Source organism: Desulfonauticus submarinus (assembly GCF_900104045.1).
Classification (GTDB): domain Bacteria; phylum Desulfobacterota; class Desulfovibrionia; order Desulfovibrionales; family Desulfonatronovibrionaceae; genus Desulfonauticus; species Desulfonauticus submarinus.
The window spans coordinates 56648-80624 of the sequence record NZ_FNIN01000005.1 but is presented as its reverse complement, the minus strand read 5'-3'; the positions used below and the strand labels follow the sequence as shown (position 1 = coordinate 80624).

Here is a 23977-nt window from a genome sequence, read left to right as displayed (position 1 = left end):
CTAAAAAATATTTTTAAAAGTCAAAAACAATTTCTAAATCATTAAAAAACGGTTGTTTTTTATCTTTTTCTGATAAAATAACATCTTTCATTGGCCAGTTGATATTTAACTGCGGATCGTCATAATATACGCCTCTTTCATGCTCCTTGGAGTAAAAATTGTCCACCTTATAGATGAAGTCAGTATTATCTTCTAAAACCAAGTAACCATGAGCAAAACCTCTGGGAATAAGCAACTGTTTACCCTCTTCTGCAGAAAGCTCAATAGAAAACGTCTTGCCAAATGTTGGAGATCCTTTACGTAAGTCCAAAACAACATCAAATACCCGTCCTCTAGCGACTCTAACCAATTTTGCCTGAGCCATAGGTGGAATCTGATAATGCAATCCTCTTAACACTCCTTTAATCTTTGAAAAGGCATGATTATCCTGGACAAAAGTATAATTCAAGCCTAACTTAACAAACACCTTAGCATTATAGGTCTCAACAAAAAAACCCCTTTTATCTTGAAAAATTTGAGGTTCTAAAATAAATAAACCAGGAAATTCAGTAGAATACACCTTCATTTTTGGCCCCACTTAGTTATGAAATTTTCATGGAATGAGCATATAAAAACTTTACTTAAAAAACAAAAAAAAGCCAACCTGTTTCGCACCTGCTTAACTTTCATCAATGGTGCTGATTTATATCTAACGTTTAAGACAAAAAAAGTTCTAAATTTAGCCTCAAACAATTATCTAGGATTAGCTAATAACCCTTCACTTATAAAAGAAACTATTACTCTTTTACAAAAATATGGCATTGGGGCGGGGGCCTCTCCTCTAATTTCAGGGCACAGTGAACTAACCTTTAACCTAGAGAACACCTTGGCAAAATTTAAACACACTGAAGCCTGTCTTGTATTTTCCTCTGGCTATACAACTAATATTGGTATCTTCTCAGCATTAGCTGATAAAAACACCCTTGTATTTAGTGATAAATTAAATCACGCCAGTATTATAGATGGCATCCTCCTTTCTCAAGCAAAGCTAATTCGTTATAAACATTTAGACATAGAACATTTAGACTATCTTTTAAAAAAATATACTGCTTACCCTAAAAAAATTTTAGTAACAGACAGCATCTTTAGCATGGATGGAGATATCGCCCCTCTTAATGATTTAGTTTATCTAAAGAAAAAATATAATTTCTTGTTCATTATAGATGAGGCCCATGCCACTGGAATTTTTGGACAAGGAAGAGGACTTGCTCATGAATTTAAGGTACAAAAAGAAATAGATATTCAAATGGGAACCTTTAGCAAAGCCCTTGGAACTCAAGGTGGATACGTTTGCGCTAACAAAAACATCATATCTCTTTTAATTAATAAAGCCAGATCCTTTATTTTCTCCACAGCTATCTCTCCTGTAATTGCAGGAAGCACCCTAGCTGCAATTAATTTTATTAAAAAACATCCTAATAACAGTAAAAAGCTATTAACTCTTGCTAAAGATATAAAGGATTATCTTAACAACTTAAACTTTGACACTGGTAACAGTTGTTCCCAGATAATACCTATTATCCTAAAAGACCCAGTCCTAACTCTAAAGGCAAAAGATTTTCTCTTAGAACAAGATATCTTTATCCCTGCTATAAGACCACCTGCTGTTCCACCTAATACCTCTAGACTTCGAATAAGTTTAAGAGCAGACTTACAAGACCAAGATATTTTAAAAATAAAACAATCTTTTAAGAATCTAAAGGAGTTTTTAGCTAAATGCTAACATTTATTTCTGGCTGGGCAGGGTTTAAAACTCTCTTTCCTATATTTGGCAAATATAATTTTATTGTTCCATTTATAGATAAATCACCAGATCAAATAAAAAAACTTTTAAGTACAACAAACTTTAATATCTTAATAGGTTGGTCCACTGGAGCACACCTTATTTTAAAAAATATATCCTTATGCAAAGCTAAATATATATTTCTCATTTCTCCTTTTCTAAATTTTACTAATTTTTGGAATCCTAAAATATTAAATATTATGCAAAAAAAGTTACAGAAAAAACCCCAAAAAACAGTTAACAATTTTCTTATAAAAACAGGATTAAATATAAACTATCAAATAAATATAAACAGCGAAGTAATTGTTGATAGTCTTATAAAAGGGCTTAATTTTTTAATAGAATCTAAAATACCATTGCAAAATTTGAAAACAGAACATGATAATATTTATATACTACATGGAGAGTGCGATCAAATCGTTCCTCTAAAAGAAATAGAAAGTTTAGTTAAAAATTTAGATATATATAAAAATAATATCTTTATATTCAAAAATACACAACACTATATCCCAGAAAAATCAATTTTAAAGGTTATCTATGAAACAACAAATTGCAACTTTTTTTAATAAAGGATCTTCTTATTATACTAAAAAAGCTATTATCCAAAAATATGTTGCTAAAAAGTGTCTTCAAAAAGTATCTAAAAAATTCTTCCCTTCCATTCTAGAAATTGGAGCAGGAGGAGGTATTCTAACATCTCTATTAGTAAACTATCTCAGCTTTAATCAGCTGATCACTTTAGACATTTCAAAAAAAATGCTTGCCCTATGTCCTTCTAAAGCCACAAAAATAGTAGCAGACGGAGAACACCCTCCTTTTAAAAATCAACAATTTGATTTATTAATCAGCTCTTCTACAATGCAATGGTATGAACATGGAGCTGACTCTATATTAAAAAATTTATCTGTTTTAAAGCCTTTAGCTAAATTTTCTTTAGCTATATTTGTTGATGGAACATTACAAGAATTAAAACAAGCATCACAAAAAATTGGTTTCGCATCTGTCTTTCCATTAAAAACCCATTCAACATATATTGATAAATTACAAAAAAATAACATCAAGTTTTTTTTTGAATTAGAAGAAAAAAAAATATTTTTTAAATCTGTCATAGATCTATTAAAGAATCTAAAATATACTGGGACTAATTATACTAAAAGCAAAAAAGGGTATAGTAGAAAAAAATTTGAAGAATTTTGCTATTTTTATGAATCTAACTTCAAAAAAAAAGAAGGTGTTTACACAACATATAAGATACTTTATATGTGGAATTGAAGTGATTTTAAAATATTTAGATCTTCATCTAAAGAAAAACCAGATTTGGTTAAATAATTACCTGTCATTATACCACTAGCTCCTGCCAAAAACACCAAAGGGTGGAGAGAACCAAAGTTCTGTTTTCTTCCACCACAAACAATAATTTCTTTATCTGGTAGAATATATCGAAAAATAGCAATAATTTTTAAACAATAAAGAGGTGTTAAAAAATTTGCTTTTTCTAAAGGGGTTCCTGGAATAGGAATTAAAAAATTTAATGGGATTGCATCAACCTTTAAGTCTTTTAAAGTTAAAGCTAACTCAATAACCTGGGATATAGATTCTCCTAAGCCAAATACTCCACCACTACACACACTAAGACCAACTTCTTTTGCCCTCTTTATGGTTAAAATTCTCTCCTCATAGGTATGCGTAGAGCATATTTTAGGGAAAAAACTAGCACTTGTTTCTAAATTATGATGATAGCGATTAAGCCCTGCTTTTTTAAGACTTGTTAAATCTTTTAAAGACAAAATCCCTAGAGAAGCACACAATTTTATTTTATTTTTTAAAGCCCCTAAAACATCTATCACCTTTTCTATTTCTTTAGGTTCTAAACCCTTCCCTGATGTCACCAAGGAATAACGTTTTACTGGTGTTTTAGCTAAATTATTTCCAAGACAAATTAATTCTGAAGGAGATTTAAAAGGATATACAGGAGTATTAGTAGAATAAAACTTTGATTGAGCACAAAAAGCACAGTCTTCGCTACATTTACCAGACCTAGCATTTACAATAGAACAAAGTTGAATTGAGGAGAAAAAATTCCTTGTTAAAAAAGAGCTTCCTGCTAAAAGAGAAATAATATCTGCTCCGTCTAAATTTGCTAAACGTTCTAAGTCTGTTTGTAGCAATTTATTTTTTAAGGCCTTTTCAGCTAAATTTAAAGCATCTTTTTCTGTAAACATCTAATTTAACTCTCAGTGTATCAATTTATTTTAAAAATACATTTTTTATAAATCAATATCTATCTCATTTACTAAACTATCTAAAACAGAGGGGGTTATTACTTCTAACCAAGGAATTTCAGCCAGAACTTTTACTTTCCCATAATACTCAATGGCTATTTTATTTTCTTGGTTTAAAGGACCATTCAAAATAACACCTAATACATCTAAATTTTTTCTTTTCAAAGCTTTTATAGTCAAAAGAGTGTGATTAATAGTTCCTAGAGTGCTTCTTGCTACAACAAGAATAGGTAAATCTAAATGTTTCATTAAATCTAACATAAAAAATTTTTTATTTAATGGTACAAAAACCCCACCTGCCCCCTCTACAATTAAAGGTGTTTCATTAGGACAATAAATATCTTTTATATCTATTTCTCTATTTTCTATCTTAGCTGCAAGATGAGGGGAAACAGGTTCTTTAAATAAATAAGTTGCTGATAAAAAGTATTTATCCTCTAATCCTGTTAAGTATTGGACCGTTTTAGAATCCAGTTCTTCCCTTGATCCTGTTTGAATCGGTTTAAAATAATAAGCATTAAATTTTTTTACAAGCAAAGATGAAATAAATGTCTTCCCCACTCCTGTATCTGTTCCTGTAATAAAAACTTTATGCATAACTCTTTTCTTCTACTATCTTTTTAATAGCTGTAGTAAGAGTATGGAGTTCTGAGGAAGAAATAATATAAGGAGGCATAATATAAATTAAATTTAAAAAAGGCCTAATCCAAACTCCAAACTCTACAAATCTTTTTTGAGCTTTAGCAACATCTACTTTATCTACTAATTCCACTACTCCTATTGCTCCCAATACTCGCACATCTCTTACTTGATTTAATTCTTTTAAAGATAATAATTCTCTTTCCAGTTGATTCTGAATTTTTCTTACTTTTTTTTGCCAATCATACTGCAACAAAAGTTTACAACTTGCCAAGGCAACATTACAAGCTAAAGGATTTGCCATAAAAGTAGGACCATGCATAAAAACAAAAGGAGGGGCAGAGCAAATAGTCTTAGCTACTTCTTCTGTACACAAAGTAGCAGCCAAAGTCATATACCCACCTGTTAAAGCCTTACCTAAACACAAAATATCTGGTTCTACGCCTGCATATTCTAAAGCAAACATTTTCCCTGTGCGGCCAAATCCTGTAGCAATTTCATCTAGAATAAGCAGTATACCTTTACTCTTGCATAAAGAAGCTACTTTCTGCAAAAAAACAGGGGAATATATCCGCATTCCCCCTGCTCCTTGAACAACAGGCTCTAAAATAACCCCAGCCACTTCTGACTCGTATTTTTCTAAAATCTTTAAAAAATTTTCAAAATCTTTTGAATTAAAATCGCCATTTTGAGGAGCAGGAGCAAAAATATTTTTAGGCAAAAATTTATTAAAAATAGAATGCATCCCTGTTATGGGATCACAGACAGACATAGCTCCAAAAGTATCGCCATGATAACCTTTGGAAATAGTTAAAAACTTAGTACGTTTTTCACCTTTAGCATGCCAATATTGTAAAACCATTTTTAAGGCCACTTCCACACTAACAGAACCAGAATCTGCAAAAAAGATCCACTTTAAATTAGAAGGAACTAAATTTAACAATAAAGAAGCTAATTGAATAGCAGGCTCATGGGTAATTCCACCAAACATTACATGAGCCATCTTTTCTACTTGTTCATAAATGGCCTGATTTAAAACCGGATGGTTATATCCGTGGATTGCAGCCCACCACGAAGACATACCATCTATTAATTTTTTCCCATCTTCTAGTTCTAAATACACTCCAGAAGCTTTTTTAACACCATAAACAGGAAGAGGATTTAAAGCAGATGTGTATGGATGCCAGATATGTTTTTGATCAAATGAAATTAGCATAAAATGAAATGGCGGAGGGAGAGAGATTCGAACTCCCGGACCCCGTTAAGGGTCTGCGGTTTTCAAGACCGCCGCCTTCGACCAACTCGGCCATCCCTCCGCATTATCAAAATAATATAATAAGCACTTTTCCCAATAATACAACCCTAGACAGGAAAATAAAATAGAAAACATGGCGGAGAGGGAGGGATTTGAACCCTCGGTAGAGGTTTTAGCCCCTACACTCGCTTAGCAGGCGAGCGCCTTCAGCCAACTCGGCCACCTCTCCGAAAGAAGGATTCTTTTAACTAAAAGTATATTTAGAGTCAATAAAAAAATAACTATTTGACATTAGACTAACCCCTTCTATAATGCCAATTACGACCAAAAAAATATGGAGGCCAGTATGAGTGAATTTCCAAGAATGCATAGATTACCCCCATATGTCTTTGCAGTAGTAAATGATTTAAAAATGCAAATGCGAAGACAAGGAGAAGACATTGTTGATCTTGGCATGGGTAATCCAGATATCCCAACGCCTAAGCATATTGTAGATAAATTAGTAGAAGCAGCCCAAAAGGGAGTAAATCATCGTTATTCTGCCTCTAAAGGCATTCCTAATTTACGAAAAGCAATTTGCAGTTGGTATAAACGTAGATACGATGTAGATATTGACCCTGAAAGCGAGGCAGTAGTAACCATGGGCGCAAAAGAAGGGTTAGCTCATCTGGCCTTAGCAATGCTTAGTCCGGGTGAAGTAGTTTTTGCTCCTGATCCGACTTATCCAATTCATCCGTATTCTGCTATTATTGCAGGAGCTGACGTAAGACGCATTCCTATAGATCTTGATAGAGATTTTTTTGAAGACCTTCTTACAGCCACCAAACAAACTTGGCCCCAACCAAAACTACTTATCATCTGTTATCCACATAATCCTACTACAGCTACTGTTGATTTAGATTTTTTTCAAAAAATTGTAGATTTTGCCAAAGAACATAAGATGTATGTAATTCATGACCTTGCCTATGCAGATCTTTGTTTCGATGGATACAAAGCCCCAAGTTTTTTGCAAGCAAAAGGGGCAAAAGACGTTGGTGTTGAATTCTTTTCTATGTCTAAAAGTTATTCTATGGCAGGATGGAGAGTAGGTTTTTGTGTTGGTAATCCCAAAATGATTCATGCTTTGACTAGAATAAAAAGTTATTTGGACTATGGTATTTTCCAGCCCATCCAAATAGCCTCTATTATTGCTCTTAACGGTCCCCAAGAATGTGTCCAAGAAATCACTAAGGTATATGAAGACAGAAGAGATGCTCTTATAGAAGGTTTAGCCAGAATTGGTTGGGAAATACCAAAACCAAAAGCAACCATGTTCATCTGGGCTAAGATTCCTCAAGAATTTAAACACTTAGGTTCAGTAGAATTTTCTAAATTATTATTATCAGAAGCAAAAGTAGCAGTGGCTCCAGGCCTTGGTTTTGGTTCCTATGGAGACGATCATGTCCGCTTTGCTTTAGTAGAAAACAGACACAGAATTAATCAGGCAATCAGAGGAATAAAAAAGGTATTAGGAGGCTAAAGATAAGTGAAAAATGTGGTTAAAATTGCTCTAGCTGGATTTGGCACTGTAGGTACAGGTCTAGCAAAAATTTTAAAAGAAAATAAAGAATGGATAAAAAAACGAACAGGAAAAGAAATTGTTATCTCCAAAATATTAGTAAAAAATCTAAACAAACCAAGAACCCTTATTCCTCACCCTAATACCATATTTGTAGATACTCCTGAGGCTCTATTTCAAGATAATGATTGGGATATTTTGGTAGAATTGATAGGAGGAATAGATTTACCATATCAACTAATTACCAAAGCCCTAAAACTAGGAAAATCTGTTGTAACAGCAAATAAAGCCTTGCTTTCTATGAAAGGAAAAGATTTGTTAAAACTTGCAGAAACACAAAACGTAGGGCTTTATTTTGAAGCTAGTGTGGGCGGTGGTATCCCTATTATTCAAACTCTTAAAGAAAGTCTTTCTGGAAACAAAATAAAAGCCATTACTGGTATTTTAAATGGCACTGCTAATTATATTTTAACAGAAATGAGCCAAAATGAACTCACCTTTTCTGAAGCCTTAAACCAAGCTCAAGAAAAAGGATATGCAGAAGCAGATCCGTCCCTCGATATAAAAGGCATTGATGCTGCTCACAAACTAACTATCTTAATTTTTCTTGCCCATGGAGTAGTATATCCTCTTGAAAAACTATGGGTAAAAGGAATTGAAAATATAGAAACCCAAGATATTTCCTTTGCTAAAGAATTAGGTTATGTATTTAAGTTAATTGCTCAGGTCAAAGAAAAGTCAGGTCATTTACAAGCAGGAGTTTTTCCTGCTCTTTTACCCCAAAAACATATTCTAGCCAAAGTAGACGGACCTTTTAATGCTATTTTAGTCCAAGGCAATGCTGTAGGACCAATTATGCTCTATGGTCAAGGAGCTGGAGATTTACCAACAGGAAGTGCTGTATTGGCAGATATAATCTCTTTAATAAAAAACAACTATGCCCCTAACAATACAGGCTTTATAGAATCTCCTTTTAAAGATGCAAACATTTTAGATAATGTATCTGTAGTGTGTGAACATTACTTTAGATTCCAAGTTTTAGATAAACCAGGAGTATTGTCTGCTCTTTCAGGTATTATGGGCGAACATAACATTAGCATTGCCCAAGCCATCCAAAAAGCTCAAAATAAAAAGAAAGGAGTACCTATTGTATTTTTAACCCATAGAGCCAGGTTAGGAGATGTAGAAAAAGCAATAAATGAGATTAACCGCTTTGATTTTGTGCTTCAACCAACAGTTCACTATCCAATTATTCACTAAAATAAGGAACAAAACAAGATGAAGATTATTTTTCTTATTGAAGATGGAATGGGTGATTTTCCTCTACCAGAGTTAAACAATAAAACTCCTTTAGAAGCTGCCAATACTTCTTATCTAGACAGTTTAGCTCCTCATTCTTTAATAGGCAGATGTCAAACCATACCCCAAGGATTCCCCCCTGGGTCTGATGTAGCGAATATGGCTCTATTAGGTTATGATCCAGTTAAATATCATACTGGCAGGGGTCCTATTGAAGCTGCAGCACAAAACATTATTACCCAAAAAAATGATCTAATATGGCGCTGTAATTTAGTAGAAATAACTGATTTCTCCTCTCAAGGGAAAATGTTAGATTACAGTGCTGGTCATATAGATACAAATACAGCAAAAAAATTAATTGGCTGGTTAAACTCCAAACTCTCATCTTCAGAGTTTAAACTAATCCCTGGCGTTCAATATAGACATCTTTTAATTCAACCCCAAGGATACCAAAAAATTTCTAACTTATCCCCAAGGCCTCCTCATGACATTTTAAGTCAAAACATCTCGCAAGATATAAAGACTTATAAACAATATCCTCCCTTATACAATTTTCTAAAAGATGCTTTTAAATTATTAAACCATAACCCAATCTGGCCTAAGGCCAATTCTCTCTGGCCTTGGGGACAAGGAAAACCACTAACATTACCAGATTTCACTCAAAAAACAGGCTTAAAAGGAGCTGTAATCTCAGCAGTTGATTTGATCAAAGGACTAGGACAGGCAGCAAACCTAGAAGTGATTGAGGTGAAAGGTGCTACTGGACTTGTAAATACAAACTATCAAGGCAAGCTAGAAGCTGCCATAAACTTTTTAAAAACAGGAGATTTTCTTTTTTTACATCTAGAAGGTCCTGATGAAGCAGGACATATTGGAAGCATTAGGGACAAGATTCAGGCTATAGAAAAATTTGATAAATATATTTTAGGCCCCCTTTTAAAAAATTTAAACCAATCCTTTACTGTGGTAATCCTGTGTGATCATTTTACCCCCATCACTTTAAGAACTCACATAGCAGATCCAGTACCCTTTTTAATCTACAATTCTCAAAAAAAATTTAAGGATAAAGGACAAAAAACGTTTAGTGAAAAAAGTGCCCAACAATCTCCTCTTTTTATCAGAAAAGGAGAAAATTTTCTAAACTTTGTTTTGGAGCAAGCCAATGCCTAAACTCAGTGAAAACTTCCCTCAGCCAGAAGTCTGGCATAAACATAAAGTATTTTACGGTGAAACAGATGCAATGGGTGTAGTTTATTATGCCAATTATTTAAAATGGTTTGAAATAGCTAGAAATACCTATATAAGCCAACAAGGCTTAACCTACAGTGAAATAGAAGCTAAGGGTGTATTTTTGCCTGTACGAGAGGCACATTGTCGATATTACAAACCAGCTCATTTTGACGAAATTATCTATATCCGTGCAGCCATCTCTGAATGGAAAAGAGCTTCATTTAAATTTATCTATGAAATAACTAACTACGAAAAATCTATTGTTCTTGCTTTAGGTTATACTGTTCATCCTTGCGTTGATAAAAAAGGAAAGCCAATTGCTGTACCTTCATGGTTAAAACAAGCATGTACTATTACCTAAGATGCTAGATGTTCATACTCATCTATTTCATCCTAAAATAGCTCAAAAAGTATGTTTGGCCTTAAAAGAACATTATAATATAAGTCCCCAAGGAACAGGTTTAAAAGAAGATCTATACCAACACTTAAAAAAGGGGAAATTCAATAAGGCAGTAGTATTGTGCGCAGCCACAAATCCTAATCAGGTTATTCCTGCTAATAATTGGGCTATCTCTTTAAAAAATTATAAAACATTGATTCCATTTGGTACAATTCATCCAGAATATAAAGATTGGCAAAAAGAATTAGCCAGACTGGCTAAACACCAAATAAAAGGATTAAAAATCCATCCAGATTTTCAAGGCTTTGATCTGGCAAGCAAAAAATTATTTCCCATTTGGGAAGAAATAGGTTCAAAATTTTGGATCCTAATCCATATAGGAGATCAATTGCCGCCAGAAAAAAACTTTTCTTCACCTCAAAAACTTGTTCAGGTTTTAAAAAACTTTCCCAGGCTAAAGATTATTGTAGCTCATTTAGGAGGTTATCTACATTGGGAATACGCCCTCCATTATATTATAGGCAAAGATATATTTCTGGATACTTCTAGCACTTTGCCTTTTATTCCTAAAAATATATTAAAAAAAATACTAAACAAGCATGATAAAGAAAAAATTTTATTTGGTTCAGATTATCCTCTATTTTTGCCAGAACAAGAAAAATATCGTATTTTAAATAACCTAAATGATAATTTTTGGGCTCAACTAGAAGAAAATAGCACAAATTTTCTGCAAATCCTTTAACTTTAAGATTGGTTTGAAATAAACAAGATACCCTGATTTCTCTTTGTTTTTATATTGACTTTTTCTCTGCTTATTTCTTAAAATTTATAGACTTTATGCAAGATTATAAATTTATTTTTTCCCCAAAAAAAATTAATTTTGACCTTCTAGCCGTTGGTATTATCCTATTTTCTTTTCTTCTTCGATTAGGAATTATCTTAAGCGGACAAATAAATCTCTACTATGATGAAGCACAATACTGGGATTGGTCTAGAAGTTTAGATTGGTCTTATTATTCTAAAGGTCCACTTATTGCCTATTTTATCTGGTTTTGGACAAAAATTTTTGGTCCTACAGAATTAGGAATTAGATTTGGAGCTTGTCTTAATTTAACAATTTTGCAGTCTCTTATCTATTTTGGCCTAAAAAAAATCTGCTCTCAAAAAACACATTCCACCTCATATCTCCCCCTAATTGCTTTAATTATTGCCACCACCACTCCTTTATTCTTAGTCACTGGCATTCTTATGACTACAGATAATCTTTTGGTACTCTGTTATTCTTTTGCCCTATTTTTTCTTTATTTTTATCTTCAAACACCTAAAAATAAATATTTAATAGGTATTCTAATCAGCCTTATCTTAGGGACTTTGGCTAAATATACTATGCTCATTTTCATACCTCTTTCTCTATTTGTCTGCTTTAAATATCAAAAAAAACAAACTCTTAAACTTACCTTAACATTGCTCTTGGGCGGAACAATAGGACTTTTGCCTATTTTAATTTGGAATATTAAATATAACTTTGTTGGTATAAAACATGTTCTCTACAGAGGAAGCCTTGCTGGAAATAAGGCCAAAGAATTTTTCAGACCCTGGCATTTTCCAGAATTTTTAGCTTCTCAAATAGGAGTTCTAACTCCTTGGTACTTCTTTCTTCTATTTAAGGCTTGGTTTAATAACAACACTCAAATATTCCTAAAACCCCAAGAATATACTTTCTGTAAAACTTTTTTTTGGCCAATTTGGTTAGCATTTACTGCCTTAAGCTTTCATACCAAAGTAGAGGCTAATTGGCCTGCTCTAAGTTATGTTCCTGCCTTAATAATTTTAGCAATTAGCTTTCTTCAACTAAAGTTAAAATGGCAAAAAATTGTTTTTACCTGTGGAGCAATCACTTTTATTTTATTCCATAGTATTGTTTTTATACCTATGCCAGGTAAATTAGATGTCTTACAGCGAATGAGAGGATATGAACAAATAGGTCATTATATAAAACAATTAAAACAAACTCAGTTCAAAAATCCTAACAAAGTATTTATTATAAGTGATTCTTATGGTATCACCTCGGAGCTTTCATTTTACGTGCCTGGACAGCAAAGGGCATTCTGCGTTAATTTTGGACGCAAACAAAATCAATATGACATTTGGCTCTCACCAAAAAATAAAATTGGCTGGGATGCTATTTTTGTTACAAAAGGAATAGAAAAAAATATACCTCCCCTTTTAAAAAAAATGTTTAAACGTGTACTACGTCCAATTATTTTTCATTCAACACATAAAAACAAACCAGGGCAAGTAGTCAGTATCATTATTTGTTATGAATACAATGGTTTTTGGCCTTTACCTAAAAATAAAACCTATTAAATTAACCTTATAACCAAGTTAAAGAAGTTAATATCTAAAGAAAAATAATGTGGAATCTCTATTTCTATACTCCAACATTAGATTTAAAAATATTTTTGATTATAAACCATTACCTAAAAAATCCTTTTTTTGATTGGTTAATGCCTATTATTTCTAATAATTTGGTTTGGGGGAGTATTATTCTTAGCTACCTCTTTTATCTTCTCCTAACGCACCAAAAAAATAAAATATTTTATATTTTAATAGCATGCCTATTAATAGGATTATGTGATTGGAGCGCCAATCTACCTAAAAAAAAACTTGCACGAATTAGACCCTTAAATGCTTTAAAGGGATGCCACTTTTTTGAAGATAATCATTGGCAAACAAGAAGCGCAAATTTTATTCCTACAAAAAAAAGGGGAACCTCTTTTCCATCTGCTCATGCTGCTAACTCGTGGTTGGCCTATCTTCTTTTGAGTTTTAGATTTAAAAAATTAAAAAAAATACTGTGGCCAATACCATTAGCAGTTGGTTATTCTAGAATCTATCTAGGCAAACACTATCCTCTTGATATTTTGGGTGGATATATTTGGGGGACACTTTTCTTTGTCTTATTTTTAGTTTTATATCATTTTGGAGAACAAAAGTATGGACAAACTAATTGGTTTAAACGAATTTTTAAATCTTAAAAAAAAATTCAAACATAAAACCATTGTATTTACTAATGGCTGCTTTGACATCTTACATCCTGGCCATGTAGACTATCTTACCAAAGCCAAACAGCTTGGTGATATTCTAGTAATAGGACTAAACTCTGACTCCTCTATAAGACGTATTAAAGGACCTAAAAGACCTATTAACTCAGAAAAAGACCGAGCACGGGTATTGTCTGCTCTTTCTTGTGTAGACTTTATCATTATTTTTCAGGAAGATACTCCACACAAACTTATTTCTAAGATACAACCAGATATATTAGTAAAAGGAGGAGACTGGCCTGTTGAAAAAATTGTTGGCAGAGATGTAGTATTAAAGAAAGGCGGGAAAGTCTTGAATATAAAATTATTAGAAGGATATTCAACAACTAAAATAATAGAAAAAATTATTCATAATTATATAAAAAATAAATGAAATGAATAAAAAAAATATTATTTTTATCTTAATTCTTCTTTTTTATATTACTACATATAATTATTGTTTCTCAAAAGAAATACCAATATTTATTCTTTCCAGCTATAGGTTTAAAGATCCATTATCTTATCCTGAATATAAAGGTGTGATACAATGTATTCAAAATAATGAAAATAAGATCAAAATATATTCTTATTTTTTAAACTCTAGGATACTGCCTACTAAAGAAATAAAGAAAAAAGTGTATAAAGCAGTCCAGCTGATCAAACAAATAAACCCTAAATTAATTATTACTTTAGATGATTTAGCATTTGAAGTAATACTTCAAAACTTTCTAACTACATTAAATAATAAAAATCCTTTTATAGTCTTTTCAGGAGTCAATAAACCAATAGAAGAATATAATAAAAAATTTAACTTTATTTTACATAAAACACCTATAAAAAATGTGACTGGTGTATGTGAACATATATTTATTAAACAACAGTTAGAACTTATCGAGTTTATTGTAAAAAAACCTTTTTACGTCGCTTTACTTTACTCTACAAATTACATGGGACAAATAGGGAAAAAACAAATCCTAAGAGAGTTAAATAAAACTAAATACAAAAACAAAATTATCATTTTCCCTGTTACTACTTTCCAAGAACTAAAAAAAGCAGTATTCGAAATCAATAACTCCCCTAAAATTAAAGCCTATTTTCCTTTGGCAATTTCTGTTAGGAACCCTCCTCAAAAGAATAATTTGACCCTACCGCAAATAAGCTCTTTTCTTATCCAAAATATTAAAAAAATTGATTTAGGTGTTAATATAGGTTTTGCCAAAGTAGGATTTTTTGGTGGGGTATGTGCAGATCCCTATGCAATGGGCTACCAAGCAGGTCAATTAGCTATTAAAATATTACAACATTACCCCATAAAAAACTTAAAAATAGAAAATGCCAAGGGATATAAAATAATTATTAATCAAACACGAATTAACACCCTTAAATTAAAAATACCCAATATATTTTTTGGTCTTATAGACGAGCTTGTACAATGATTGATTATTCCATTCAATTTATAAACTTAATTACCTCTGCTTATATTTTTCTTTTTGGAGGTTTACTATATTTAAAAATAAATCTTGGATCATTGGAAGATATTAGATTTTGGAAAAAAGTTGCCATAATAGTATATGTTACAGGAATATTAAAAATAATCCATACTGTCTTACATATATTCATATTCTGTAAATTTACTAATATACTGCCTTATATTCATAATATTATAGAATTATTTTGCATTATAAATGCAGTTTCTTTAATTTATCTTATTAAAGTAAATAAAAAACAAGACATACCTTGTGCGTATCTGTTTGCTGTGGTTATCTTAATCAATTCTCTTGAAATAATCTTTTCTTTTGTACTACTTCCAATTTCAGAGCTTATAATTTTACATCTAATCATATATTATTTTATTAAAAAATCATATAAATTCAAAAACAAATTAAATACTTTTTTAATATATTCTATAATTTTACTAATTATTTCTGTTTTAGCATATTTTGGAATATCTAATTTAGAACATCAATATAAACTAAAAAAAATTATTAAGGCTAATTCAAAACTAAAACTTATTTTACAAGGGCTTCAGAATAAAGAAATATATGGTCAACAAATGGCCAAAATTATATCCATAATCCCATCTATCCAAAAAATGGACCTAATCAATACTAAAAAAATTCTTAAAGTAATGTGCTATCTCACTAATGCCGATTATATTTGGATTATAAATAAAAATGGAATTATTGTATCTAGTTCACAGCCTTCTTTTGAAGGATTCGATTCTTCTTCCAGGCCATATTTCAAACTAGCAGTTAACGGCAAAGCAAATATATTTTATGCTCTTGGCTTAAAAAGTAAAAAAGAAGGTATATTTTTTGCTCGTCCTATTATCGATAACAATATTATAAAAGGAGTTTTAGTTTTAAAGTTTGACTTTAAAACTATGTTCAAGTCATTAGTAGAGCAAGAACAAATATTTTTTATGCATAAGTCAGGAGCTATATTATTTGGTCCTAAAAATCTTGATAAAACTTTTCTCTATTCTCATAAACACTTTTTATCTTCTAAATTAATAAATGCCCAGATATTTGGACTTAACCGCTATTTACCCTCAGCAGGATACAAACAAATCAAAAAAGATGTTCTCCAAGACCCTAGTGGTCAACTATGGCAACTTTTATCTATCTCTATGCCTAAAAAAGAGTGGCTTTTATGCAAGTTGTTCAATTTAAATCCCATATTTCACTATAGAAACACTTTGTTTATTATCTTTGTCTTATTGATTTTACTGTATGAATTCTTTTTTTTACGCATTTTTCAAAATAGAGAATTTATATCCAAATTAAAGCAAATTATTAAAGAGAAAGATCAAGTTCAACATAACCTCACAATTATGGCTAAAGCAATAGAAGAAGCTGGAGAAAGTATTGTTATTACAGATAATAAAGGTCATATAAAATATGTAAATACAACTTTCTCTAAATTAACAGGATATGAAAAAAAAGAAGTCTTAGGAAAAAGACCATCTATACTAAAAAGTGGGCAACATAGTAATAAATTTTACAAAAACCTATGGGAAACTATATATTCTGGAAAAATATGGAAAGGTGAATTTGTAAATAAAAAGAAAAATGGCGAAATCTATTATGAAGATGCAATTATAGTTCCTATACAAGATAAAAACAATAATATTTCTAATTTTGTAGGAATAAAAAAAGACATTACTGAAGAGAAAAAATTGCATGAACAGATAATTCACCTTCATAAAGTTAAATCTATTGGTATATTAGCAGGTGGGATTGCCCATGATTTTAATAATATGCTCTTATCTATTCAAGGGTATCTAGATCTATCTTTATCCAAACTAGGCAAAAATAGTCCTGTTTATCCATATTTGTTAAAAATGGTAAGTGTACTCACCAAATCTAAAAACTTAGTCAACGAGCTACTAATTCTAAGCAAAAAACAACATCTGCGTCTTATTAATCTAAATATTAATGAAGTGATTTTGGATTTTATAGATATTCTAAAACACAGCATACCTTCAGAAATCACAATTACTACCAATCTTGAAGAAAAAATTTGGATTATTAAAGGAGATAAACCTAAGTTAGAACAAGTGATTTTAAATCTTATATTAAATGCAAAGGATGCTATTTATAGTAAAGGACAAATTACAATAACTACACAAAATATATCTAATTTTAAAAACAAATCAACAACAAAATATATTTGTCTATCAATCTCTGATACAGGTAAAGGAATTAAACAAAAAGATCTAGCACATATCTTTGAGCCCTTTTTTACCACCAAAAAAGGAGGAACAGGACTTGGATTATCTGTAGTGTATAAAATAATAAAAGAACATAAAGGATACATTGAAGTTGAAACTAATAAACCCAGAGGAACGACTTTTAAAATATACATACCTGCTTTTTTTGAAAAAAAACAACATACTAAAACTAAAAGTGAAAATGTCCAATTTAAAGAGCCCAATCCTAAATCCAAAATATTGATAGTAGAGGATGATAAGGATATTCTAGAAATTATAGAACTATCTTTAATAGAGCAAGGATACAAAGTGCATTCAGCCTTAAACGCTAATCAAGCTAAAGAAATTTTTAAAAAACAAAACAACGACTTTGACCTTATTATCAGCGATATGCTTCTTCCTGACCAAAACGGACTAGACTTGGTACAAGAATTAATTAAGCTAAATTCCAAAGTAAAAATTATTTTAAATAGTGGTTATACCGATTATAAAAAACACTTACCTATTATTAAACAAAAAGGTTTTACTTTTCTTCAGAAACCTTATTCTCTTAAAAAACTATTAGAAGAAATTCAAAATCTCATTCAACCCAAATAAACTATAATCAATCTGATTTTACTTCTTGTTTAAGAAACAAGGGGAAAGTATAACTTTCCCCTTGCTGTAAGTAGTTTATACATGCCTATTTTTTATATCCCAAAGGCAACTTTTTGAACCTTCCTCCATAAATAATAGGATCTCCTTTATAGCCAAGAGCCTTAAAATTAATATAATCAGTTTGACCTATAAGATCCTTTACATCTCTTCCTTGCATATGCATATATTTAAAATCTGTTCCCTTAAAAGCTAATTTTTTAAAATCAACATTTCTATTATCCTGATGGCATCTATCACAAGTGCGCTCACCTTTTAAACTCTCATGACACTGGACACAAGAAAGAGCAAACTCTTTTGGCATTACTTCATGCTCTATTCGCCAATACATTTTTGTGCCCACCCAAATATATTTACCGCTATACTTTAAGCCAGCTTTTTTCATACCTTCAGCAAAACTCTTATGCCAATCAAAAGACTTCCAATATGCTGTTTTATCTTCCTTATTATAAGGGAACAAATGAGGAACAAGCAAATATCTATATTCTGCATCTGCACCTTGAATACCCCGCATTACCTTAAAGGGCGTAATTTTAGAGTTAGGATCATTTATTGATCCTACAGGTTGAATAATATTAGTGAATACAAGCTTTTGCTTTTGCTCAAAAGTCAAATTATCATTATCTGTAAAACCTTTAGCCCGAGGATCTATTTTATCGCCAAAAAACATACGCTTTACATATCCATTAAACCAAGCATACTCTGGTTTAGCAGACTCTTTCCATCTAAAGCTTCCCTTTTTAAAATGATAAACTGGTTTTCCATATTTACCTTTTTCAACTCCTCGTTTTTTATTTCCTGCAGTAGACCAATCCCACCACACTTTAGTAGGTACACATTTAGAATAAACCGGAGAATGACATGTATTACATGCAATAGTCTCACAATGTTTATTTAAATGATGATCCAAAAGGTTATTACCATAATGCGGATTTTTGGAGTGACAATCTTCACAGCTAAATCCACCTTCTGCCACAGGCGCAGACATACTTCGTCCTGAGATCTTATGCTGTCGTGTTCGATGACAGTCTATACATTCAAATCCATATCCCCCCATATGAACATCACAAGTTCTCTTAGGCCAAAACAGTGCGGAATTTAAATCAGCATGCTTTACTGCATCACCTCCACCTCCACTAAAATGACAATATCCACAATTTTTACGCGTAGGTTGCCCTACATTTTGAGCAACATACACTAAATCAACTTTTGGATCTGGCATGCCTGCCTTAGGAGGAGCTTTTTTATAACTACCTGTCCTATCATGACAAATAAGACAATCTATCTTACTCATATCTTTAAAATCAAAAGTAGAATCTTTCCAACCATATCCAGCATGACAACTTGTGCAACGAGCCTCGTTGCTGATAATGGATATTCAGTCATTGTTGAGCACATCTGTGCCCTTACCATGATGAATACATTTCCTGTGATTTACAGTATAAGGAGATGGTCCTCTCCATAACCAATGCGCTGTAGTTAACATCTCTCTACCTGCATCTTCATGACACCTTAAACACTCCTTGGTAACCTGAAATGGAGTAGGATTTTTAGGTAATTTCACAATTTTTTTATGATCTGGGACATTTTTTAAATGACAGGTTTTACAACCAATAGGGCCGCGTTTCATATTTTTATGACAGCCTATACATCTTTGATGATAAGCTGCCTTTAACCCTAATCGTTCTGGATACTTTGAATTAAAAGCCTGTTTATGACAAGACCTACAAGGCAAAATTTTATCAGGAGCATCAGCAGGACTATAATGATGACAAATAGCACAATTACCTTTTACTGTTCTAGCATGGGTGCCGTGCATAAATTTTACAGGACCATACTTATCTTCATAAGTATTTACTAATTTACTATTCAGTATCATATAAGTATGTTTTAAATCCTTTAATCCTATTCCTTTTTTATGAAAACGCTGTTCTCGCAAAATTAAATCTTCTTTAAAAACCTTTTCCACAAAAGGATACTTTTTGGCAGCCCTTTTTAAGGCCTCTACATGATCTTTTGCCACCCAACCTGCTGGTTTTGGATGGTAATCTTTTCTGATCTTAGCTGGTGCTGAACTTGTCGCTCCAAAACAGAGCGAAGTCATCAACATTACTATTATTACCCCCCCAAACAGGGTAAATCCATATTTTCTCATCTTTGACCTCCTAGCTTTGGAGCAGAAATTACAGGAAACAATGTTACAAATAACCTATATAAAAAGAAAATAGCCGCTACAAAACCAACTGTTACCAAAATCTCTCCAACAGAAGGATAATACGCTGTGCGAGCAAAATAAGGTTTAAAGCCTGTAATAAAAACATTTACCCTATTTAAAAGCACGCCTAACACTATCAGCAAATTAGCACTAAATAACAGTCTTCTAGAATTGCGTACCTTAGAGAATAACAACATAAACCAAGGGATTACCACACCAAATAAAACCTCAACTAAAAGGGCATTACTTTGCCCTGTTCCTTTAAACATGTCGAAAAAAACACCCCTGTAGATCAAATCTCCCAATTTTAGAGCCATATATATACCTAACAACAGTATAACTATTTTAGATAAGCGACTTAAGACATCCATTTCAGAAGAAAGCTTAAGAGATGTTGTAGCAATAGTAGTTTCTACTACTACCATGGGATAACCTACTGCAAACGCAGAGGTTAAAAACAATAATGGCAGTATCGGCGTATACCATAAATAAGAAAGCTTTGTTGGTGCAATTAGTAAAAGAGTACCTAAACTAGACTGGTGCATACAGGAAAGCACAACTCCTAAAATAATAAATATCCACATAAATTTATTTAACGAATTATTCAATGCTCTTAAAAGAGAACATTTATCTCCATATCGCTCTGCTACTATAGGAATAAATTCTATCCAAAGCACACTTAAATAAGTCATTACACACATAGCAACTTCAAACAAAGCAGAAGTATGATTCTGAAACACAATAGGCTTCCAAATAGCCCAAGACCGCCCAATATCCACAAAAACTCCCAGGGCAACAAAAGTATATCCCAACGCTGCTGTAAGCAAAGCTGGCCTAGTAACTGGTTCGTAAAACTCTTTTCCTAAAATATGAGCTAAAAATGCAGTGGTAAATCCTCCAGCAGCCAAAGCAACACCAGAAGCCACATCTATTCCTATCCAAATTCCCCAAGGATAACTATTAGTTAGATTAGTAACATAACCTAAACCTCCTGTATACCTAGCTAATAAAGATACTATCCCAGCTAGCATTAAAATAAACGCTACAATTATACCAGGAGTCCAAAAAGGCACATCTAGAGGACGAGGTTTATTCTTCATGACCTTCCTCCTTGCGTTTTTTTGCAGCCATAATTCCACCTAAAACCCCAAATAAAACTATTGGTGACCACAAATAACTAAATAAACCAGACTGAATGGTTTCTGTAAGTTTTGGCAAAGGTCTATTGGGAACTGGAGGAAGGCCAAGATTTTCCATAGGTTCACCAGAAATATAAAGCCAACACGTTCCTCCTGCTTCATACTCACCATAAATATGATCTATATATCGTCCTGGATTTTCTTTAATTCTTTTTTTAGCTAAGGCTAATAATTCGCTCCTCTTACCAAAAGTCAATGCTTCAGTAGGACAAACAGAAGCACATCCTGGTTTTCCTCCTTCTTTAGAAATTCTCTCAAAACAAAATGTACATTTTCTTACCCTAGGAGTTAAAGGATCAAAATATTCATAAGCAGGAATCTCAAAAGGACAAGCTACCATACAGTATCTACAACCAATACATTTTTTTACATCATAATACACTGCACCGTTTTCCTTTTTGCTTAAAGCTCCAGTAATACAAGCAGAAGCACACGCAGGATCTTGACAATGCATGCACTGAACTTTCACATATGTAGGTAAAAGATTGCCTTCTTTATCTTGCAACCTACCAGTAAAATATCTATTAACTACAGTAAACTCTTCCGCATTAGGACGACGTTTCTCATCAAAAACTGTTTTATCTTCAAAACTTTTATCTGGTTTAGGAAGATGATTTACCTCATTACAGGCTTGTTCACATTTTCTACAACCAATACATCTTGTTACATCAACCAAACAGCCAAAAGGGTCTGAAGGAGCCCTCGATTTCCAAGCCGAGGCCTTTTTGGGCAAGGCAACGCTGCTACCAGCTGCTCCCAAACAGGCCAAAAAGCCTCTTCTGCTTAAGCGAGCCATATCCTCCTCCTTAGTTCAAATTAGGAAGGCCAAACTTACGGCCTTAGTTTAGGAGTTATAATCACTCATTATTATAAAAAAAGTCAACCTAGTTTTTTATTTTTTATTTGTTTTTTTAATCACAATAAATAAAAATATTTAATTCAATCTGCTAACTTTGCTAATTTATTAATTATTTAACTTGTGATTAGAAAAGACACTATTCACAAAAACAAAAAAATTTTCAAAATCATTTTAACTAGATTTTGCTCTTGTTTAGACTTTATTTATTCTATTGTTGATATGATGCTATAACTATTTTTAAAAAAATACGCTTTCTAATATATCATATATAATGATTCTATTTGCTAATACTCTTTACTCCAAGCTTTTTATAGAAAGAGTTTAAGGAGTAATTTCATTATTTGAGGTGGATTTGGCATATTGTGGTGATAAAATAGATAGATATTGGGAAATGTAAAGTTTATAATCACTAATTTCTTTCTTAGGAATAGGATAAGCAAAGTCTGATTTTACTTTAAGAGGATTAATAAATCTACCATATCTCTTCATTCTAAAATCCAAATGTGGCCCAGTAGCATAACCTGTTTGTCCTACATATCCAATAACCTGTCCTTGATATACTCTTTTCCCTTTGCGTATCCCTTTTGCAAATCTACACATATGGTTATAAATTGTCTCATAGCCATTTTTATGTCTAATCTTTACATAGTTTCCAGCTGCCTTAGTTCTACCCTTTGCAATTATAATACCATCTGCCACTGTTTTAATAGGTGTTCCTAAAGGTGCAGCATAATCAATTCCTCGGTGAGGACGAATAACATGTAAAATAGGATGATATCTATGTAGACTATACCCAGAAGAAATACGAGTAAAAGACAAAGGTGCTTTTAAAAAAGTTTTACGTAACGATTTGCCTTCAAGATCAAAATAATCATACCTACCATCTTTCCCTTTATATAAAAAAGCATAAAAACTTTTACCCTTGTTAACAAATCTTGCAGCTAAAATATGACCATAACCCACAAACTCTCCATGCCTGAATCTTTTTTCTACTAATACATAAAACCTATCTCCAGTCCTAATATCTCTTAAAAAATCAATATCCCAGCCAAATATATTTGCTAAATTAATAGCCAAAGACGACTTTTCTCCACAGCTTTGAACAGCCTCAAATAAACTCCCTTCAATTTGTCCTGCAACTAAAACTTTTTTTATATTATAATGAATTTTTTTAACATATACTTTATATTCTCCTTGACTACTAATAACTACACCAAGCACATTTTTATCATCTATTTCATATTCTAACGCTCTTAATCTGTCCTGCACAAAAATAAGTTTATATTTATGCCCAACTACTATTTTATTTAATGGATAAATTTTCTCTGCCTTATGCAGAAGAGAATATATCTCAAAAGAAGATAAATATTCTGATAAAATTTCTACAATAGTATCTCCTGGTTGAATTGTTGCTTCTTGAATATTTATTTTAGGTCTGAATATATTCTTGAATGGAAAATATGACCGAACTTTTGAAGAACTAACACTCGCTTTTATCTCTGAATTATCATATCCCAAATACACAATAAATCCTAAAACAAAACAAAGAAAAAATAAGATAATACCAAAACGTTTATTAACCCTAGAAAGTTTTGAATACATATTACCTTTAGAGAAATTTTGAGTATATATTTGCAACCTAATTCTCTCCTTTACAAAAAGACACAAGTATTTAAAAGATAAATAAAAAAAAATAAAATATCAATAACAAAAATTAGGGATTATTATTGAAATTTTTTTTTGCTTAAAAAGTTTATACTCCTCTAAAAA

Annotated in this window: 22 protein-coding genes and 2 tRNA genes; 13 read left to right on the top strand and 11 right to left on the bottom strand. The window is 31.9% G+C overall.

Annotated features, from left to right (window positions below; all coding sequences use genetic code 11):
* Positions 1-13: 13 nt before the first annotated feature.
* Positions 14-565 carry a dTDP-4-dehydrorhamnose 3,5-epimerase gene (gene rfbC, locus BLP60_RS06285; protein WP_092065119.1) on the bottom strand — a complete coding sequence of 184 codons (552 nt, stop codon included), beginning with the start codon at positions 563-565 and terminating at the stop codon, positions 14-16.
* 18 nt (positions 566-583) lie between these two features.
* Between rfbC and BLP60_RS06280 the strand changes: the two genes are divergently transcribed.
* Genes BLP60_RS06280 through BLP60_RS06270 form a run of 3 tightly spaced genes read left to right on the top strand, consistent with a single transcriptional unit; the run spans position 584 to position 3094 of the window.
* Positions 584-1762, top strand: a complete 1179-nt coding sequence (locus BLP60_RS06280; RefSeq protein WP_092065116.1) for an aminotransferase class I/II-fold pyridoxal phosphate-dependent enzyme — start codon at positions 584-586, stop codon at positions 1760-1762.
* Entirely contained in the window at positions 1756-2388 is a 633-nt protein-coding gene (locus BLP60_RS06275; protein WP_092065113.1) for a hypothetical protein, read from the top strand. Before BLP60_RS06280 ends, BLP60_RS06275 begins: the two co-directional genes overlap by 7 nt.
* On the top strand, positions 2360-3094 hold the full coding sequence (locus tag BLP60_RS06270) for a methyltransferase domain-containing protein (protein ID WP_092065109.1): 735 nt from the start codon (positions 2360-2362) through the stop codon (positions 3092-3094). The genes BLP60_RS06275 and BLP60_RS06270 overlap by 29 nt, the downstream gene beginning before the upstream one ends.
* On the opposite strand, the gene bioB is transcribed toward BLP60_RS06270, so the two are convergent.
* From bioB to BLP60_RS06245, 5 genes are all read right to left on the bottom strand, one after another.
* Positions 3079-4044, bottom strand: coding sequence for a biotin synthase BioB (bioB, locus tag BLP60_RS06265; RefSeq protein ID WP_092065106.1), 966 nt, complete (start codon positions 4042-4044; stop codon positions 3079-3081). The genes BLP60_RS06270 and bioB overlap by 16 nt on opposite strands.
* Before the next feature lie 45 nt (positions 4045-4089).
* Complete coding sequence (gene bioD / locus BLP60_RS06260; protein WP_092065103.1) at positions 4090-4701, bottom strand: dethiobiotin synthase; 612 nt, start codon at positions 4699-4701, stop codon at positions 4090-4092.
* Positions 4694-5959, bottom strand: a complete 1266-nt coding sequence (bioA, locus tag BLP60_RS06255; RefSeq protein ID WP_092065100.1) for an adenosylmethionine--8-amino-7-oxononanoate transaminase — start codon at positions 5957-5959, stop codon at positions 4694-4696. The genes bioD and bioA overlap by 8 nt, the downstream gene beginning before the upstream one ends.
* A 9-nt stretch (positions 5960-5968) precedes the next feature.
* Positions 5969-6059 (bottom strand) — tRNA-Ser (locus BLP60_RS06250).
* 73 nt (positions 6060-6132) lie between these two features.
* Positions 6133-6227: transfer RNA gene (locus BLP60_RS06245), tRNA-Ser, on the bottom strand.
* A gap of 117 nt (positions 6228-6344) precedes the next feature.
* Here BLP60_RS06245 and alaC point away from each other — a divergent pair.
* The 10 genes from alaC (at position 6345) to BLP60_RS06195 (ending at position 17877) form a co-directional block, all read left to right on the top strand.
* The gene (gene alaC / locus BLP60_RS06240) at positions 6345-7517 is read left to right on the top strand and encodes an alanine transaminase (RefSeq protein WP_092065097.1); all 1173 of its coding nucleotides are present in this window, start codon (positions 6345-6347) and stop codon (positions 7515-7517) included.
* 6 nt (positions 7518-7523) lie between these two features.
* A complete protein-coding gene (locus tag BLP60_RS06235) occupies positions 7524-8816 on the top strand; it encodes a homoserine dehydrogenase (RefSeq protein WP_092065093.1) in 1293 nt (430 codons plus the stop codon).
* Between the two features lie 18 nt (positions 8817-8834).
* Positions 8835-10025, top strand: a complete 1191-nt coding sequence (locus BLP60_RS06230; protein ID WP_092065091.1) for a cofactor-independent phosphoglycerate mutase — start codon at positions 8835-8837, stop codon at positions 10023-10025.
* Positions 10018-10446, top strand: a complete 429-nt coding sequence (locus BLP60_RS06225; RefSeq protein ID WP_092065088.1) for an acyl-CoA thioesterase — start codon at positions 10018-10020, stop codon at positions 10444-10446. Before BLP60_RS06230 ends, BLP60_RS06225 begins: the two co-directional genes overlap by 8 nt.
* Position 10447: 1 nt before the next feature.
* Positions 10448-11227 carry an amidohydrolase family protein gene (locus BLP60_RS06220; protein ID WP_092065085.1) on the top strand — a complete coding sequence of 260 codons (780 nt, stop codon included), beginning with the start codon at positions 10448-10450 and terminating at the stop codon, positions 11225-11227.
* Positions 11228-11322: 95 nt separating this feature from the next.
* The gene (locus tag BLP60_RS06215) at positions 11323-12852 is read left to right on the top strand and encodes a glycosyltransferase family 39 protein (protein ID WP_092065082.1); all 1530 of its coding nucleotides are present in this window, start codon (positions 11323-11325) and stop codon (positions 12850-12852) included.
* 47 nt (positions 12853-12899) lie between these two features.
* Positions 12900-13523 carry a phosphatase PAP2 family protein gene (locus tag BLP60_RS06210; RefSeq protein ID WP_092065079.1) on the top strand — a complete coding sequence of 208 codons (624 nt, stop codon included), beginning with the start codon at positions 12900-12902 and terminating at the stop codon, positions 13521-13523.
* Positions 13483-13962 carry a D-glycero-beta-D-manno-heptose 1-phosphate adenylyltransferase gene (rfaE2, locus tag BLP60_RS06205; protein ID WP_092065077.1) on the top strand — a complete coding sequence of 160 codons (480 nt, stop codon included), beginning with the start codon at positions 13483-13485 and terminating at the stop codon, positions 13960-13962. The genes BLP60_RS06210 and rfaE2 overlap by 41 nt, the downstream gene beginning before the upstream one ends.
* Position 13963: 1 nt before the next feature.
* Positions 13964-15004, top strand: a complete 1041-nt coding sequence (locus BLP60_RS06200) for an ABC transporter substrate-binding protein (protein ID WP_092065074.1) — start codon at positions 13964-13966, stop codon at positions 15002-15004.
* A complete protein-coding gene (locus BLP60_RS06195; protein ID WP_092065071.1) occupies positions 15001-17877 on the top strand; it encodes an ATP-binding protein in 2877 nt (958 codons plus the stop codon). Before BLP60_RS06200 ends, BLP60_RS06195 begins: the two co-directional genes overlap by 4 nt.
* A gap of 85 nt (positions 17878-17962) precedes the next feature.
* On the opposite strand, the gene BLP60_RS10790 is transcribed toward BLP60_RS06195, so the two are convergent.
* From BLP60_RS10790 to BLP60_RS06175, 5 genes are all read right to left on the bottom strand, one after another.
* Positions 17963-19303, bottom strand: coding sequence for a tetrathionate reductase family octaheme c-type cytochrome (locus BLP60_RS10790; protein WP_234970966.1), 1341 nt, complete (start codon positions 19301-19303; stop codon positions 17963-17965).
* A gap of 9 nt (positions 19304-19312) precedes the next feature.
* Entirely contained in the window at positions 19313-20089 is a 777-nt protein-coding gene (locus tag BLP60_RS10785) for a cytochrome c3 family protein (protein WP_234970965.1), read from the bottom strand.
* Positions 20086-21249: an NrfD/PsrC family molybdoenzyme membrane anchor subunit gene (nrfD, locus tag BLP60_RS06185; protein WP_092065068.1), complete on the bottom strand. Its 1164-nt coding sequence runs from the start codon at positions 21247-21249 to the stop codon at positions 20086-20088. The genes BLP60_RS10785 and nrfD overlap by 4 nt, the downstream gene beginning before the upstream one ends.
* Complete coding sequence (locus tag BLP60_RS06180; RefSeq protein ID WP_092065065.1) at positions 21239-22144, bottom strand: 4Fe-4S dicluster domain-containing protein; 906 nt, start codon at positions 22142-22144, stop codon at positions 21239-21241. Before BLP60_RS06180 ends, nrfD begins: the two co-directional genes overlap by 11 nt.
* Before the next feature lie 384 nt (positions 22145-22528).
* Complete coding sequence (locus BLP60_RS06175) at positions 22529-23845, bottom strand: peptidoglycan DD-metalloendopeptidase family protein (RefSeq protein WP_092065062.1); 1317 nt, start codon at positions 23843-23845, stop codon at positions 22529-22531.
* Positions 23846-23977 lie beyond the last annotated feature (132 nt).

Coding starts and splice junctions, on each gene's coding strand:
- rfbC (WP_092065119.1), bottom strand. CDS start 565: ATGAAGGTGTATTCTACTGAATTTCCTGGTTTATTTATTTTAGAACCT.
- BLP60_RS06280 (WP_092065116.1), top strand. CDS start 584: ATGAAATTTTCATGGAATGAGCATATAAAAACTTTACTTAAAAAACAA.
- BLP60_RS06275 (WP_092065113.1), top strand. CDS start 1,756: ATGCTAACATTTATTTCTGGCTGGGCAGGGTTTAAAACTCTCTTTCCT.
- BLP60_RS06270 (WP_092065109.1), top strand. CDS start 2,360: ATGAAACAACAAATTGCAACTTTTTTTAATAAAGGATCTTCTTATTAT.
- bioB (WP_092065106.1), bottom strand. CDS start 4,044: ATGTTTACAGAAAAAGATGCTTTAAATTTAGCTGAAAAGGCCTTAAAA.
- bioD (WP_092065103.1), bottom strand. CDS start 4,701: ATGCATAAAGTTTTTATTACAGGAACAGATACAGGAGTGGGGAAGACA.
- bioA (WP_092065100.1), bottom strand. CDS start 5,959: ATGCTAATTTCATTTGATCAAAAACATATCTGGCATCCATACACATCT.
- alaC (WP_092065097.1), top strand. CDS start 6,345: ATGAGTGAATTTCCAAGAATGCATAGATTACCCCCATATGTCTTTGCA.
- BLP60_RS06230 (WP_092065091.1), top strand. CDS start 8,835: ATGAAGATTATTTTTCTTATTGAAGATGGAATGGGTGATTTTCCTCTA.
- BLP60_RS06225 (WP_092065088.1), top strand. CDS start 10,018: ATGCCTAAACTCAGTGAAAACTTCCCTCAGCCAGAAGTCTGGCATAAA.
- BLP60_RS06220 (WP_092065085.1), top strand. CDS start 10,448: ATGCTAGATGTTCATACTCATCTATTTCATCCTAAAATAGCTCAAAAA.
- BLP60_RS06215 (WP_092065082.1), top strand. CDS start 11,323: ATGCAAGATTATAAATTTATTTTTTCCCCAAAAAAAATTAATTTTGAC.
- BLP60_RS06210 (WP_092065079.1), top strand. CDS start 12,900: ATGTGGAATCTCTATTTCTATACTCCAACATTAGATTTAAAAATATTT.
- rfaE2 (WP_092065077.1), top strand. CDS start 13,483: ATGGACAAACTAATTGGTTTAAACGAATTTTTAAATCTTAAAAAAAAA.
- BLP60_RS06200 (WP_092065074.1), top strand. CDS start 13,964: ATGAATAAAAAAAATATTATTTTTATCTTAATTCTTCTTTTTTATATT.
- BLP60_RS06195 (WP_092065071.1), top strand. CDS start 15,001: ATGATTGATTATTCCATTCAATTTATAAACTTAATTACCTCTGCTTAT.
- BLP60_RS10785 (WP_234970965.1), bottom strand. CDS start 20,089: ATGAGAAAATATGGATTTACCCTGTTTGGGGGGGTAATAATAGTAATG.
- nrfD (WP_092065068.1), bottom strand. CDS start 21,249: ATGAAGAATAAACCTCGTCCTCTAGATGTGCCTTTTTGGACTCCTGGT.
- BLP60_RS06180 (WP_092065065.1), bottom strand. CDS start 22,144: ATGGCTCGCTTAAGCAGAAGAGGCTTTTTGGCCTGTTTGGGAGCAGCT.